Consider the following 15,428-nt stretch of genomic DNA (forward strand, 5'->3'; position numbering starts at 1 on the left):
GTTCGCTGTTGGCGTGAGAAGAAATGTTCGTGCGCCTGGCGATGGGGTTTCTGTGGTTGTGATGGCGCGCCTCGTCGATTCGGGGTGAAATTCATCGTTGTTTTTTTTTAGTGCCGGGAGGATGATGGTACACACGCTAAAATTCTTTTGTGTTTTTAATATTAGAATATTATAATGTTCTAAATATTAGATAATTCCAGCGAGGCGGTCATGATCTTCAGGCAGCTGTTTGACGCGGAAACCAGTACCTACAGTTATTTATTGGGTTGCGAGCGCAAGCGCAGCGCGCTGCTGATCGATCCGGTCGCATCGGAAGTGGCGGCCTATATCGAATTGCTGGCCGAACTCGATCTGGAATTGCTTTATACGCTGGAGACGCATGTCCACGCAGATCATATTACCGGTGCAGCCCTGCTGCGCGAGATAACGGGCAGCAAGAGCGTGGTGCACCGGGATGGTGGAGCCCGATGCGCGGATTTGCTGGTTACGCATGACGAGCGCTTGCAGGTAGGGACCGTCGACATACGCGTGCTGCACACGCCGGGGCATACCGGCGGCTGTGTCAGTTATTTGATTGGCGATCGCGTGTTTACCGGCGACGCGTTGCTGATCAACGGTTGCGGACGCACCGATTTTCAGCAGGGCGACGCCGGAACGCTCTACGACAGCATACACCGGCATCTGTTTACGCTGCCGCCGGAGACGCTGGTTTATCCTGGCCATGACTATCACAATAAAAGCATGTCGACTATAGGACAGGAGATAGCGGGCAATGCGCGCCTGGGCGCGGCCCGCTCCCGGCAGGATTTTATTGCGTTGATGGATGAATTGAATCTGCCCTATCCGCGCTTGATCGATCAGGCGCTGCCGGCCAATCAGGATTGCGGAAAGCTGCCGCAATCATACCAGGGCGCTGCATCGCCATGACCCTGCTGCTGACGCTTTCGCTGGGCATAGGCTTTCTGCTCGGGCTGCTCGGCGGCGGCGGTTCGATATTGACCGTGCCTATGCTGGTGTATTTGTTCGATGTTCCACCGAAAAGCGCCGTATTGACATCGTTTACGGTAGTCGGCGTATCCAGCATGGTGGCGGTGATCAAATACGCAACGCGAAAACGGGTGTGCTGGAAAAACGGCCTGTTTTTTGGGTTGTCCGGTATGTGCGGCTCTTTTCTGGGCGGGAAGGTCGGCGCGGTGTTGCCGGATCGCGTGCTGATGACGCTGTTCGGCGTGCTGGCGCTGGCTACAGGTATCGTGATGCTGGTCAAGGGCGGGACGGCGCGCAACGGAACGGAGGAAAACCTGCCATGCCCGCCGCGAACCGCTTATGCGCGGGTTTTATTCGACGGGTTCTGGGTCGGCGTGATTACCGGCATGGTTGGCGTCGGCGCCGGTTTTTTGATTGTGCCGGTGTTGACGATGCTGGTCGGATTGCCGATGCCGGCGGCGATCGGCACATCGCTCATGGTGTTGACGATGAATGCGTTGGCCGGGTTTGCCGGACATTTCGCGCCGGAAAACCTGAATCTGGAATTGATGCTGACGGTTTCGGCTGCAACACTGATCGGTTCGGGGCTGGGAGCTCAATTTTCCGCTCATGTCGGCGGGGCGATGTTGCGGCGGCTTTTTGGTGTTTTCATTGTCGGCGTATCGGGTTATATTTTATACCGGACGGTGAATAAGGAAATTTACCTGGATGCAACCCGGATGCTCCATAGCCATATCGAGTTCTTTCTGGGGGGGGCAAGTCTGGCCGTATTATGCGTATTGTTACGTTTTGGGGCGTGGATACACGCCATAAGCGGACATGCGCCGGCTTTGCTCCCTGAAAAAGAACACGGCGGAGATGAATGTGTTTCAATGACCCGACGAGACGCGCATGCATAAAGTATTAATTTCCCCGCTGAAAAAAGAGCTATCCTGGGTTATCGCTGTTAAGATTGTCCTGCTGATTGTCATTTGGGCGTTGTTTTTTCACCACGATGGCAAAACGCAGCAAACCGATGTCGCCGCCGTCATTTTCGCGGGAAGCGAACAGGGCCGGGCGGTATTCGATCCGAAATCCGATGGAGGAAATCAGTAATGTCCGGTGATGATGTTGTGATGCTTTCCAGGCTGCAGTTTGGCCTGACCGCCCTGTACCATTTTCTATTTGTCCCGCTCACGCTCGGCCTGAGCTTTTTACTCGCCATCATGGAATCGGTTTATGTGATGACGGGGCGTCAGATCTACCGCGACATGACCAAATTCTGGGGAAAACTGTTCGGTATCAATTTCGCCATGGGGGTAACGACCGGTATTACCATGGAGTTCCAGTTCGGCACCAACTGGTCGTATTACTCGCATTATGTCGGCGATATCTTCGGCGCGATTCTGGCCAGCGAGGCCTGGATGGCGTTTTTTCTGGAATCCACCTTCATCGGGCTGTTCTTTTTCGGCTGGGAGCGTCTTGGCAGGGTGCAGCATTTGACCGTGACCTGGCTGCTGGCTTTGGGCACCAGCCTTTCCGCTCTGTGGATACTGATCGCCAACGGCTGGATGCAATACCCGGTAGGCTCCGAATTCAATTATGAAACCCTGCGCATGGAGTTGACCAGTTTTGCCGAGGTCATACTGAATCCGGTCGCCCAGGTTAAATTCGTGCATACCGTCGCCGCCGGTTATGTCACGGCCTCAATGTTCGTGCTGGGTATCAGCGCATGGTATCTGCTGAACCATCGCGATGTCGCGTTTGCACGGCGCTCGTTTTCCATCGCGGCGGCGTTCGGCCTTGCTTCCGTGCTTTCAGTGATCGTGCTGGGAGACGAAAGCGGTTACACCTCGGGCGAAACGCAAAAAATCAAACTGGCGGCGATTGAGGCGGAATGGGAGACGGAAAAGGCCCCGGCCAGTTTTACCTTGATCGGTTTCCCTGATCAGCAGGCCGAGAAAACGCATTGGGCCATCCGGATTCCTTATGTGATGGGTTTGATCGCAACGCGTTCGGTGAATGAAGAGGTCAAAGGCCTGAAGCAGCTGAAACAGGATAGCCTGGTGCGGATACGCAGCGGCATTATCGCCTACGGCGCTTTGCAGAAAATGCATGCAGGCGACAAGGGGCCGGAGGTCAGTAGTGAGTTTGCTGCGCACAAGGCGGACCTGGGCTATGGGCTGTTGCTGAAAAAATATACGCCCAAGGTCGTCGATGCGACGGAAGAGCAGATCGCCAGGGCGGCGAACGACACCATTCCGAATGTGGCGCCGTTGTTCTGGACGTTTCGCATCATGGTGGCCTGCGGCTTCACCATGCTGTTCATTTTCGTGATGGCGTTTTACTACTGCGCGACTCGCGTTGCCGACCAGAAGCGCTGGTTGCTGCGTCTGGCGCTGTGGTGCATTCCATTGCCGTGGATAGCAGCCGAAACCGGCTGGTTTGTCGCGGAGTACGGCCGCCAGCCGTGGACGATTTCCGGCATACTGCCGACGCATCTGAGCGTATCCAGCGTTACCACCGGCCAACTGTGGTTCAGTATCGGCGGTTTCATGCTGTTTTATACCCTGTTGCTGGTGGTCGAACTGTTCCTGATGTTCAAGTATGCACGCCTGGGTCCAAGCAGTCTGCATACCGGACAATACCATTTCGAGCAGGGCGCGGATGCCGCGCATGCTTCGACAGCCCGTTCATAATCCGCGATTGGGAGAAACGCCATGTTTGATTACGAAACAATCCGCCTGATCTGGTGGATACTGGTAGGCACCGTTGCCATTGTTTTCACGATAACCGAAGGCTTCGATTTCGGCGTCAGCGCATTATTGCCGTTTCTGGGGCGCACCGACAGCGAGCGTCGCGTGATTATCAACAGCATAGGCGCGGTATGGGAGGGCAACCAGGTTTGGCTGATACTGCTTGGCGGCGCTATTTTCGCGGTCTGGCCGCCGGTCTATGCGACGCTGTTCTCCGGGCTTTACGCCGCCATGCTGCTGGTGCTGTTCGCGCTGTTTTTCCGTCCGGTCGGCTTCGATTACCGCAGCAAGCTGACCTGTCCGGCCTGGCGCAACGCCTGGGACTGGGGCTTGTTTGCCGGCGGCGCGCTGCCGCCCATCTTGCTGGGGGTGCTGGTCGGTAATCTGGTGATCGGTTTACCCTTCCATCTGGATGGGGAGTTGCGGTCGTTTTATACGGGTTCGTTCTGGGCCTTGCTGAATCCTTTCGCGCTGTTCTGCGGCGTAACCGGCTTGCTGCTGACGCTTTTCCAGGGCGCTATTTTCCTGAAACTGCGCACCGACGGCGTGGTGCAGGCGCGCGCGCACCACGCCATTGCCATACTCGGACCGGTGCTGGTGCTGTTTGTCGGCATTATCGCCTTCTGGGTGCTGAGCGGTATGGAACGTCCTGAAATTACGCAATCGCTGGGCGGCGGCGCGCCTTCCAACCCGTTGACGAAAACGGTGGTCGTGTCGCCTGCCGGCGCCTGGCTGACCCACTTTTCGTCGCATCCGTGGATGTGGATTGCGCCGGTACTGGGTATCAGCGGTCTGCTCGGCGCCTGGGCCGTCGCGAAAAGCCATGTTACCTGGCTGGCTTTCGTGCTGGCTTCGCTGGGCATAGCCGGAGTGCTGCTGTCGCTTGGGTTCGGCCTGTTTCCGTTTTTGCTTATTTCCTCAACCGACCCGAATTCCAGCCTGACCTTATGGGATGCCACTTCCAGCCATCTGACGCTGCTGTGGGCTTTCTGGATTACCCTGGTATTTTTACCGATAGTGCTGCTCTATACCCGTTGGGTTTACAGCGTGATCTGGGGTACGGTAACCGAAGCCAAGATCGCTGCTGGTCAGCATACGCTTTATTAATGGTAAATCGTTTATAGTACTGGAGAACTTAGCATGTGGTACTTCACTTGGATTTTAGGCGTGTGCTTTTCCGCTTCGTTTGCCATTCTTAACGCCATGTGGCTCGAGTCCGCCTGCGGTGGCGATGCCGAGGGTCATGGCGTTGGCGGAGACGTCCAGCAGGTTGATAATTAAAGCGTAACTATTCAGCTCCCGGTTTTCCGTTCGTCCTGAGCCCTTCGACTCTTCTCAGTAGAGCCTTGCCGAAGGATGAATGGAAACCCTCGGTCCTGATTGTTAATCCGCTCATCGTTTGGCATGGGTTCACCTGAGCCTGGTCGAAAGCGGATTGGCTTTATGGCGATTTGAGAGCCGCCGCCGATCTGAATAGCCTCGCGTTTTTCCGGCAATTCATGCCTTTTTGATGAGTCGAAGGGCGGAATAAACGGAACAATATCTTTGCAACAACCATGGAGGCGTAATGTGCCCTGTGATGTATGCGAAAGGTGAGAAAGCGTTGCTTGTTATCCTGTTTGGCGGCTCGCTGCCGGCAGGTGTGATGAGTGTTGTCCATATGGCAGTATCTGTCCGGGTCAGGGCGGATTGCCGTATGGCTTGTTTTGAGTTTGAATATAATAATATCATTATATAATAAATATCAGATTTTCTCTGAAGGAGAGACATCATGGCTAAAATCGTAGTTCTGGGGGCCGGTATAGGCGGTATCCCGATGGCGTATGAAATGAAGGAACTGGCGCGCAAGAAAGAAGACGAGGTTATCGTCATTTCGGATAGCCCGACCTTCCATTTTGTGCCTTCCAATCCGTGGGTGGCGGTAAACTGGCGCAAACCTTCCGATATCAAGATAGAGCTCGCGCCGGTCTTCAAAAAGAAAGGCATCGGCTTAGTCCAGCAGGCGGCAAGCCGCGTGCATCCGGAAAAAAACCAGGTCGAACTCGCCGATGGCAGTTCGGTCGATTACGACTATCTGATCATCGCAACCGGTCCGCGTCTGGCGTTCGATGAAATCCCGGGGCTGGGGCCCAAGGGGCATACCTCATCCGTATGTCATGTCGATCACGCCGCCGAGTCCTCCGAATCGTGGAATGCGTTCGTTGCCGATCCGGGGCCGATAGTGATCGGGGCGGTACAGGGCGCTTCCTGCTTCGGTCCCGCCTACGAGTATCTGTTCATTACCGAAGCCGATTTACGCAAGCGCAAGATCCGCGACAAGGTGCCGATTACTTATGTGACCTCCGAACCTTATATCGGCCATATGGGGCTGGGCGGAGTAGGCGACTCCAGGGGGCTGATGGAGTCCGAATTTCGCGACAAGCACGTCAAATGGATATGCAACGCCAAGGTCGATCGTATCGAAGCGGGCATGATGTACGTCACCGAAGTCGACGAAAACGGACAGGAAAAAAAGAAACACGAGCTGCCGTTCAAGCATTCGATGATGTTGCCGGCATTTACCGGCGTGGATGCGGTGCGCGGCATCGAAGGGTTGGTAAATCCGCGCGGTTTCGTCTTTGTCGACGACTATCAGCGCAATCCCAAGTATCACAACATTTATGCCGTGGGCGTGTGTATCGCCATTGCGCCGCAGGAGACGACGCCGGTGCCGACCGGCGTGCCGAAAACCGGTTATATGATCGAATCCATGGTGACTGCAACCGCCCACAATATTCGTGACGAGCTGCTCGGCAAAGCTCCCAGCCATCACCCCACCTGGAGTGCGCTGTGTCTGGCCGATATGGGCGATACCGGTATTGCCTTTATTGCCCAGCCGCAGATTCCGCCACGCAACATCACCTGGGCGGGCAAGGGCTACTGGGTGCATTTGAGCAAGATAATTTTCGAGAAGTATTTCATGCGTAAAATCCGCAAGGGCATCAGCGAGCCTTTTTACGAAAGAGTGATATTGAAAGTGTTGGGCATGGTGCGCTTGAAGAACTGAGGGTGCGATCATTCGTTGCTTTTACCCTCTTTCGTTGGGCATAGGTCGATGCCGCAGAGTTAAGTCGTCATGCCGGTATGAATAGCCGGTATCCAGTTGACAAGGACGTTGCTTCGCAAATCATCCCGAACGTCTGGGTTCCGGCAATCCATGCCGGAACGACGATTTTTTTAACATGGCGGCATTGGGGGCGGGATGAGTGCAAGTCTTTGATTAACGGAATTTGATGCGGTGAGAAAAACAATAGTTATTTCATTTTCTTACGTACACACGAACGTCGTGTTGCCGGTTCTTGCCTGCATCGCCATGTCGGCGCCGCTTGTCCCCGCATCGGCCCAGGAACCGGCGGAGCATATCGCCGCCGAATCGGGAACAGCCGGCTTCTTCAATAGTAGCCGGGCTTTGAACCTCGAACAGGTGCTGGAACTGGCGTTCAGCAAAAACCCCGATATGCAGGCGGCGGAAGAGCGTATCGGCCAGGCCGAAGCCAGGGTAATTGAGGCAACGGCTAACTTTTATCCCAAACTGATGGGGCAGGTCGGCTACACCTATACCGATAACCCGGCCCTGGCGTTTTCGGCGATTGTCGCTCAGCGCCGTTTTGATTCGCAGAGTTTGGGAACGATTAATAATCCGGGCTATATCGGCAACTTCCGTCCGGAGTTGGTGGGTACGATGTCCTTGTTCGAAGGCGGTCGCGATTATTACCGTAAAAAAGCGGCCGAGCTGGGTGTGGAAGTGAGCGAACTGGAACGCGCTGCCTTGCATAACCAACTGGCGGCGGCAGTGACGGCCGCATATTACGCCGTATTAACGGCGCCGCGGGAGGTTGAGGCTGCACGCCGCTCGCTTGCCGCCGTCGACAGCGAACTTAATCATGCGCGCGAGATGCATCAGGCGGGTTCGTTGCTGCGCTCCGATGTGCTGTCTCTGGAAGTAAGGCATGCGCAGGCCAGGGAGCGCGAATTGCAAACCTTGAACGCGCAGGAGTCCGCGCATACGGGGTTAAAGACACTGCTGGGGTTGGGAACGGGCGATACGCTCGTGGTGAAAGAAAGCCTGAAGGACGACAAGGCGCCCCAAAATACGTTGACGGAAAACCTGTTGAACACGGCGTTGGCGCAAAGGCCGGAAATGCAGATAGCTGCGCGCCAGGTGGAAATGCGTGAAAAAGAGCTACGCGCCGAAATCGCTGGGCATATGCCGCGTGTCGACGCCTACGCCGCCTATGGATTGAACGAATCATCGCCGCAATTTAATTTCAGCAAGCAAAACCTGACAGTAGGCGTCAATGCGCAAATAGAGATTTTCGGCGGCGGCGCTACCTCGGCGCGGGTGTCGGCGGCGGAGCGGCGCGTGGCCGAGGCGCAGGCGGCGCGTGAACGCGTGCGTCTCGATATCGATGCCGAAGTTCAACGCGCGAAGAATAATCTGAGCGAAGTGGAAGCGCGCCGGCAGGTAACGGAAGCGGCGCAGACATCGGCGGAAGAAGCCTTGCGTCTGGTGCATGAGCAATACCGGGCCGGGGCGGCCGGCGTTACCCGCTATCTGGAAGCCGAAGCGGATCGCACCGCGAGCGAAATGCGCGCGGTAACCGCCCGCTTCGAAGTGCAGATTGCCCGGGCCAATCTGCAAAAAGCCATTGGGTATTGGTTTCAATCGGACTTTGAAGCCGAGCGTCGAACGAGCGGCGGCAAGTAGCCGCTGTTGTGTTTGTCGCGCGCTTTGCGCGGCGAGTTCACACTCTCAAAGAGCAAAGATTCATACCATCAAGGTGTACTGATGAATAAATTCGATTACGAGCCACAGCAGGCAGCATCCCGCAAAAAAATCATTTACGCCGCTCTCTCGGTTCTGGGGTTGATTCTGATATTGGTTTGGATGCAAGGCGGTTTCACTCACAAGACCCAGCCGGGACATGCCGATCCGGCAGGCCGCCACGCCGTCGATAAAAGCGTACCAACTGCGCAGGTGGTCGAGCGCGATGTCGATGAAATTCAGTTCTGGCCCGCGTCGGTAACGTCCAGAGATGTTGCCCATGTCGCCTCCCGAGTGGCTGCGCGTATCGTAGCATTGAAGGTGCGCGCAGGCGACAGGGTGACGGCAGGGCAGGTGCTGGGGCAGCTGGACGACAAGGAATATGGTTCGCGTTTGCAGCAGGCGCGTTCGGCGCTGGAAGCCGCTCAAGCACAAGCGCAGCGGACCACGGCCGAACTCCGCCGTAGCGAAACCCTGTTTGAAAAAGAGGTTGTGACACAGCAAATGCTGGAGGCCGCACAGGCTGCGGCCCGTACCGCCAACGCCCAGGTAGCCGAAGCGCGCGCGGCTGTCGGGGTTTCCGCGTCGGTGGATGCGGAAACGCAACTGCGCGCACCGTTCGATGCAGTGGTGGTGCGGCGTCTGCTGGAGCCGGGCGACACCGCGATGCCGGGCGCTCCGGTATTGTTGCTGCAATCGCTGCGCCATCTACGCATCGAAGCGGCGCTGCCGGAAAGCTGCGCCGCATCGCTGCAGCTGGGCGATCGATTATTGGCGCAAGTCGGACAGAATCATTACCCGGTCGCCATCGAAGAAATCTCGCCGGTGTTCGATGCCGATACGCGCACCACGTTGATCAAGGCCGGGCTGGATGCTTCCGTATCGCTGCGGCCGGGCGCGTTTGCCCGACTGGAAAAAGCCTGCGGCAATCACCGGGGCTTGTTCGTGCCGCTGGCGGCGGTGCATCGTAGCGGCCAGCTGGAATCGGTTTACCTTGTCGAAGACGGCAACGAACAGCTCCGGCATATACGCACCGGCAAAGCGCAGGCCGAATGGGTCGAAGTGCTGGCCGGTTTGAAGGCGGGGCAGACGGTGAGTTTAAGTCATGGCGAGTAACATCAACAACGGACCCGTACGCAGAGGCTTCAGCGCCGAAATTGTCCGGCTTTTTATCACCTCCAAGCTGTCCATGCTGCTGTTGATCGCCTCCCTGCTGGCGGGGATGGGCGCCTTGTTGCTGATGCCGCGTGAGGAAGAGCCGCAAATCATCGTGCCGATGGCCGATGTCTGGGTGCAAATGCCGGGCGCTTCCGCCGAGGAAGTGGAAAAACTGGTGGTTACGCCGCTGGAAAGCCGCCTCCGGGAGATAGACGGCGTCGAGTATGTGTATTCGTCGTCGCGCGAAGGCGAAGGCATGGTGACGGTGCGCTTCTACGTCGGCGAAGACCGCGAAGACAGCCTGGTCAAGGTCTGGAGCAAACTGATGTCGAATCAGGATGTGATTCCGCCCGGCGTCAAAGGCTGGGGAGTCAGGCCGGTGGAAATCGACGACGTGCCGATAGTGACGCTGACCCTGTCTTCCGCCAATGCGCTGTACGACACCGCCGCGCTCAGACGGCTTGCCGACGAGATCAAGGTCAAGCTGGGAGAAGTGGCGGATGCCGGAAAAATAGCCGTGGTTGGCGGCGAACCGCGCCAGATGGAAGTTTATCCCGACCCGGCGGCGCTGGCGGCGCACGGCTTGACCCTGCCTGAAGTGCTGGTCGCGTTACGTAGCGCCAATATCAGTCTGCAGGCAGGCCGTTTCGAGCGTGGCGATCAGGTTATCCAGGTCGACGCCGGGCCGATGTTCCACAGCGGGGACGATGTTGCGATGACGGTGTTGAAAACACAGGATAATCGCGCCGTGTATTTGCGCGATGTCGCCGAGGTGCGCGATGCCGCCGAAATCAGCAGTTATACGCGCATGAACTTCGGTCCCGCCGCTGCGGACAGCCGCCATATCGGCGGGCAGGAAACGCAGGCTGCGGCGCCGGGGGAGCAGCGGCAGGCGGTGACGGTGGCGGTTTCCAAGCGCAAGGGGGCCAATGCGGTTGCGGTAGCGGAAAGCACCATCAACATGGTGGATAGCTTGCGCGGCAAGCTGGTGCCGGACGACGTCACGGTCAGCATTACGCGCGATTACGGCGAAACCGCCAATCACAAGGTCAACGAACTGGTTAAACATCTGTTTATCGCGATTTTGACCATACTGGTGCTGCTGGCGTTTGCGCTGGGGCCGAAAGAATCGCTGATCGTCGCGCTGGCGGTGCCGATGACGCTGGGCGTGACCCTGCTGTTCGACCTGGTGGCGGGTTATACCATCAACCGCGTCACGCTGTTCGCGTTGATATTGTCGCTCGGTCTGCTGGTCGACGACCCCATCGTCGATGTCGAAAATATCTACCGTCATTTCAAGCTGCGCAGGGAAAGCCCGCTCGATGCCGCGCTGACCGCGGTTGACGAAGTGCGGCCGCCCACCATCTTTGCGACGCTGGCGGTCATCGTTTCGTTTCTGCCGCTGTTTTTCATTACCGGCATGATGGGGCCGTACATGGGGCCGATGGCTTTCAACGTGCCGATTGCGATGCTGATGTCGCTGCTGGTCGCCTTCACCGTTACGCCGTGGGCCAGCTATCACCTGCTGCAAAGCGAATATGGCAAGGGCGACGAAGCGCCGTTCGATCTGAAACGCAGTTCCGTTTATCGCTGGTACGACTGGGCTTTGGGCGGGCTGCTCCGGCATCCCATGCGCGCGCGTCTGTTTTTGTGGCTGACGCTGCTGGCGTTTGCCGGATCGGCAATGCTGGCGGTCACGCGCGCGGTTCCGCTCAAGCTGCTGCCGTTCGACAATAAAAACGAGATGCAACTGGTAATCGACATGCCGCGCGGCAGCACCCAGGAGGCGACCGACGGCCTCGCGCGCGAACTGGAAGCCTATCTGGCGCAAGTCAACGAAGTCACCGATTTCCAGACCTATATCGGTCTGGCGTCGCCGATGGACTTCAACGGCATGGTCAGGCATTACTACCTGCGCAGCGGCGGCTATGTCGGCGAGATTCGCATCAACCTGCTGTCCAAGGAAAAACGCGAGCAGCAATCGCATCAAATCGCGTTGCGGCTCCGTCCCGACATAGAGGGAATAGCCGCGCGTCATGGCGGCAACGTCAAAATCGTCGAAACGCCGCCCGGCCCGCCGGTATTGTCGACCTTCGTTGCGGAAGTTTACGGTCCGCCAGATCGCGATTACCGCGATCTGGCGCAGGTCACGCGCACTGTGCGCGGCTATATCGAGGGCATCAACGGCGTGCGCGACGTAGACGATTTTGTCGATGAAGACATGCAACGCATCCGTTTCGACCTGGACCGGCAGAAAGCCGCGCAGCAGGGCGTGACGGTGGCCGATGTGGCCGCTACCCTGCGCATCGCTCTGGCCGGAGAGCAGGCCGGCATTGTGCACGAACCCTCGGAGCGATTGCCGTTGAGTATCCGCGTCAGGCTGCAGCGCGCCGAGCGCTCGTCGGTGGCCGATTTGCTGGCGCTACGCGTTAAAACCGCGCGCGGTGCATTGGTGCCATTGGGCGAGTTGGGACAGATCAGCGAAGAAACGGTGGATCAGACCATTTATCACAAAAACCTGAAGCGTCTGAACTACGTGATAGCGGAAATGGTCGGGCAGACGCCGGTCGAAGCGGTGCTGGACTACTGGGCTATCGAAAAAGCGCATCCGCTGCCGGCAGGCTACAGCGTCGATCTGGCCGGCGAGGGGGAATGGAAAATTACCGTCGATGTGTTCCGCGACCTGGGGCTGGCGTTCGGCGCGGCGCTGTTGATGATCTATGTGCTGCTGGTCGCGCAGACCGGTTCGCTGAGCATGCCGCTGATCATCATGGTGGCGATACCGCTGACCATCATCGGCATCATGCCCGGATTCTGGGTGCTTAACCTGTTTACGACGCCGGTTGCCGGGTTCGACAATCCGATCCTGTTCACCGCGACCGGCATGATCGGCATGATCGCGCTGGCCGGGATAGTGGTGCGCAACTCGATTATCCTGATCGACTTCATCGAACGCCTGCGCGCGCAAGGCGTGGAGCTGGTCGAGGCCATGATCGAAGCCGGTGCGACGCGTCTGCGCCCGATATTCCTGACCGCCGGCGCGGCGATGTTCGGTTCGTTTGTGATCACCCTGGACCCGATATTCTCAGGGCTGGCGTGGAGCTTTATATTCGGTATTTTTGCATCCACCGCGTTTTCGTTGCTGGTGGTGCCGGTGGTTTATTATTTGTTGAATAAAGAGCGGTAGCGTGCGTACTTGGGGGGATGACTGAGGATATGGTAAAAAATAACATCCAGAATCAGCCATCAACTCTGTTCGCCCTGAGCCTGCCGAACCATGAACGGACTAACTATCAATCTGCCAGGATTTTCCATTCATCCTTCGACAGGCTCAGGGCGAACGGAAAATCATGAAAATCGGGGGGTGTCTGAACGGTTACTCACTGCATCTGTCTTGCAGAAGCAAGCACACGACGAAAAACAGGCGCGCCGTACAAGGGGCGCTCACACAGCGCGAGCGTTTTCTCGGCGACCTCCCCGTAGGGATCATTCCGAATGGCGGTTATCAAAGGCACCCAGTCGGGAGCTTGACCCCGTGCAAGAATGTCCTCAATGGCCGCGATTGTGAATTTCTCATGCGTCAAGTGGCGGTGTTTCATGTGTCAAGCCCCGGTAATTTAACGGGCGGCAGTATTTGACCCTCGGCGCGTGCGTCGCGCCATGTGTCAATCTTCGTTTGTACCTGCCCGGCAGTCGTCGATGTCTCTAAACGCAACGCCTGTTCACAGCTGTTCAGTAGTCTGTCAGACAATTGACCGCAGACATTGGCGACATGGCTCCAGCGATCAAACGGAGGTTGGACTCCTTTGTATTCGGCGAGGTCAACGCTATCGAGATCATAGGGCGGCGGCGCGGCAAGCTGCATCATCAATTGAGTGCGAACCACCCATGCGTCGCCGCTCTTTTGCGGGTAGAGTTCATCCATGCACTACAGTGCTTCGCCGGCGGTCTCGATCCCCATGTGCGCCGTCAGAGCCGCTAAATCGAGATAATCCCGCGTAGCGTTGCGTTCAAGGCAAAGAAATGCCTTGATGCGCAGCACTTCCGGTAATGTCGGTAAAACCACGTCATGTTTGCCCAAACGCATGACCGTCGTTTCTAAAGGTCGAGCGCGGCGTAACTGACGGATGCCGGTTTCGACCCCATCCAATGAACCAAGAATCAAAACCGGTCGTTTGATCCGAGCCGTCTCCCATCCGGCAACCGCTTCAAGCTCTGTCAGAACGGCATCGAAATGCTCACGGAGATCAAGGAGAACATGATCGTGGTCAAATGAAAGACGATGCATCGCATAAAGTGCCGAAGCCGTCCCGCCGTCCTGCCGACAAGCACAGCTTCCGGCAGTACCGCTTGCAATCGACAAAGCGAGGCCAGCACGTCTTCCCACGCCTCGCCTTTTATACCCGATCGTTCGTCGTTTTTGCTCATAACTATCTTGTATCACGGAGGATTATAGAGGGCAAGGCAAGCAGCAGAGCCGTCAGGGCAAAATCATCAAACATAAAAGGACGCACGAACCAGCTGATACGCTTAAAGATGGCGAAGTAAATTGAGACGTTTCACGCGACGAGCGGAAACGGTTCTCGAATAACGTCTGCGCCCTGTATGTCTTCTTCGGTAAGAGCCCGGTTTGCTTCCAGTACGAGTGCAACCAGAAATGGCGGTTTTTATGGTTTTAACATGAGACAGTCCGTATCGAAAAGTCTAATTAACAAGCGCTACAAACTCGCTTGGCTTGATGACTTTGATTCCAATATCATTCAATATCTCTGCTGTCTTTTTTAGGAGTCGCATGTCATTCGTGATGAAATACCCACCGCCATTCTTTGCGCTTTCAACAATATGGAATGCGTCGTTGTCGTGCTTCCCAGGCTTGGCGTTCCCTTGTACCAAGGCACGGATTTTCTGGTGCGTTGCTAACTCAGTGGGTGTTAGCGGCACTGGCACCGAGTAAATTAATTGCGATGCTTTTCGCCTCACCTCTGCGGGGGTGTTAGTGTGCTCAATCTCCGCCTTGACGGAATACGGCAGAAGCAGAGTGAAGGCATTTTCTTCTGCCATATGTAAAATTATATCGACGGCCTTGTCTTCTACTCCGCCGGTGTAGTCAAGAACATTTGCATCAATGAAGTTATTGCAGAAACGAGGATTCATAACTTGCCTCTTTTCTCGCCATTGATGGCCGCATATTTATTAGCGATACAGACGATAGCGTCATCAATGAGATGCCGGTCACGTTCTAAATCTGGCGAACAATCACGCCGTGAGTACCAACTTGGTGAAAAATTACCATTCTGCTGATGGTAAAATGAAAGCTTTATCGGCCCTAAAGTAGCGCATCGTTTTTCCATGTCTACAACCCAAGGGGAGGCCGGTCCGCCTCGATTGGTAACGCGCGTTATGATTTCTGTTAATTCAAGAGCATAATCGTTATAAGCGGCGATTGATTGCAAATTGCCTGTTCTAAGAGTGACGCTATCAGGTCGCCAAGCTAACCCGAAATCCTCCATCCGTATCCAAGCATTAATTGCGCATTCTGCTGGGCCAGGTATTTCTTGGCTGTGGTCGAGCCAGCGGCGAAACGTGCGCTGATTCACACCCAGAAACTGGGCCGCTTCTTTCGGTTCGAGGTTCAGACGGTGTAAGGCAGAGTTTAGTTCATCGCTCGTCATATTGTCTCACATAAAATTGACATTTTTACCTAAAATACAGGGCAAAATGTCAATTTGCAAGTTATTTTTAAG

At 56.3% G+C, this 15,428-nt stretch carries 15 protein-coding genes; 10 read left to right on the plus strand and 5 right to left on the minus strand.

The genetic code is table 11. The features are described from left to right. Positions 1-210: 210 nt before the first annotated feature. From F6R98_RS03360 to F6R98_RS03405, 10 genes are all read left to right on the plus strand, one after another. Positions 211-927 (plus strand): MBL fold metallo-hydrolase, encoded by a 717-nt coding sequence (locus tag F6R98_RS03360; RefSeq protein WP_153247765.1) that lies wholly within the window; start codon positions 211-213, stop codon positions 925-927. Then, on the plus strand, positions 924-1,886 hold the full coding sequence (locus F6R98_RS03365; RefSeq protein WP_153247766.1) for a sulfite exporter TauE/SafE family protein: 963 nt from the start codon (positions 924-926) through the stop codon (positions 1,884-1,886). The genes F6R98_RS03360 and F6R98_RS03365 overlap by 4 nt, the downstream gene beginning before the upstream one ends. After that, a complete protein-coding gene (gene cydP / locus F6R98_RS03370; protein WP_153247767.1) occupies positions 1,879-2,082 on the plus strand; it encodes a cytochrome oxidase putative small subunit CydP in 204 nt (67 codons plus the stop codon). Before F6R98_RS03365 ends, cydP begins: the two co-directional genes overlap by 8 nt. Further along, positions 2,082-3,665: a cytochrome ubiquinol oxidase subunit I gene (locus F6R98_RS03375; RefSeq protein ID WP_153247768.1), complete on the plus strand. Its 1,584-nt coding sequence runs from the start codon at positions 2,082-2,084 to the stop codon at positions 3,663-3,665. Before cydP ends, F6R98_RS03375 begins: the two co-directional genes overlap by 1 nt. A gap of 21 nt (positions 3,666-3,686) precedes the next feature. After that, entirely contained in the window at positions 3,687-4,829 is a 1,143-nt protein-coding gene (cydB, locus tag F6R98_RS03380; protein ID WP_153247769.1) for a cytochrome d ubiquinol oxidase subunit II, read from the plus strand. 33 nt (positions 4,830-4,862) lie between these two features. Then, positions 4,863-5,003 (plus strand): cytochrome bd-I oxidase subunit CydX, encoded by a 141-nt coding sequence (gene cydX, locus F6R98_RS03385; protein ID WP_153247770.1) that lies wholly within the window; start codon positions 4,863-4,865, stop codon positions 5,001-5,003. A 490-nt stretch (positions 5,004-5,493) separates the two neighbouring features. Beyond that, complete coding sequence (locus F6R98_RS03390; RefSeq protein WP_153247771.1) at positions 5,494-6,768, plus strand: NAD(P)/FAD-dependent oxidoreductase; 1,275 nt, start codon at positions 5,494-5,496, stop codon at positions 6,766-6,768. Between the two features lie 231 nt (positions 6,769-6,999). Next, positions 7,000-8,469, plus strand: a complete 1,470-nt coding sequence (locus tag F6R98_RS03395) for a TolC family protein (protein WP_153247772.1) — start codon at positions 7,000-7,002, stop codon at positions 8,467-8,469. A gap of 81 nt (positions 8,470-8,550) precedes the next feature. Then, positions 8,551-9,642, plus strand: a complete 1,092-nt coding sequence (locus F6R98_RS03400; protein ID WP_153247198.1) for an efflux RND transporter periplasmic adaptor subunit — start codon at positions 8,551-8,553, stop codon at positions 9,640-9,642. Further along, positions 9,632-12,871, plus strand: a complete 3,240-nt coding sequence (locus F6R98_RS03405) for an efflux RND transporter permease subunit (protein ID WP_153247773.1) — start codon at positions 9,632-9,634, stop codon at positions 12,869-12,871. The genes F6R98_RS03400 and F6R98_RS03405 overlap by 11 nt, the downstream gene beginning before the upstream one ends. Before the next feature lie 193 nt (positions 12,872-13,064). On the opposite strand, the gene F6R98_RS03410 is transcribed toward F6R98_RS03405, so the two are convergent. The 5 genes from F6R98_RS03410 to F6R98_RS03425 all read right to left on the minus strand — a co-directional run bounded on the left by F6R98_RS03410 (position 13,065) and on the right by F6R98_RS03425 (position 15,356). Then, positions 13,065-13,283, minus strand: a complete 219-nt coding sequence (locus F6R98_RS03410) for a hypothetical protein (RefSeq protein WP_153247774.1) — start codon at positions 13,281-13,283, stop codon at positions 13,065-13,067. Continuing rightward, positions 13,280-13,609, minus strand: coding sequence for a hypothetical protein (locus tag F6R98_RS21475; RefSeq protein ID WP_194270113.1), 330 nt, complete (start codon positions 13,607-13,609; stop codon positions 13,280-13,282). The genes F6R98_RS03410 and F6R98_RS21475 overlap by 4 nt, the downstream gene beginning before the upstream one ends. A gap of 3 nt (positions 13,610-13,612) precedes the next feature. Continuing rightward, a complete protein-coding gene (locus F6R98_RS03415; RefSeq protein WP_194270114.1) occupies positions 13,613-14,128 on the minus strand; it encodes a hypothetical protein in 516 nt (171 codons plus the stop codon). A gap of 260 nt (positions 14,129-14,388) precedes the next feature. Continuing rightward, a complete protein-coding gene (locus F6R98_RS03420) occupies positions 14,389-14,838 on the minus strand; it encodes a type II toxin-antitoxin system VapC family toxin (RefSeq protein WP_153247775.1) in 450 nt (149 codons plus the stop codon). Continuing rightward, on the minus strand, positions 14,835-15,356 hold the full coding sequence (locus F6R98_RS03425; protein WP_153247776.1) for a helix-turn-helix domain-containing protein: 522 nt from the start codon (positions 15,354-15,356) through the stop codon (positions 14,835-14,837). Before F6R98_RS03425 ends, F6R98_RS03420 begins: the two co-directional genes overlap by 4 nt. Positions 15,357-15,428: the final 72 nt, after the last annotated feature.

The sequence above is a fragment of the Candidatus Methylospira mobilis genome, from assembly GCF_009498235.1.
Lineage (GTDB): Bacteria > Pseudomonadota > Gammaproteobacteria > Methylococcales > Methylococcaceae > Methylospira > Methylospira mobilis.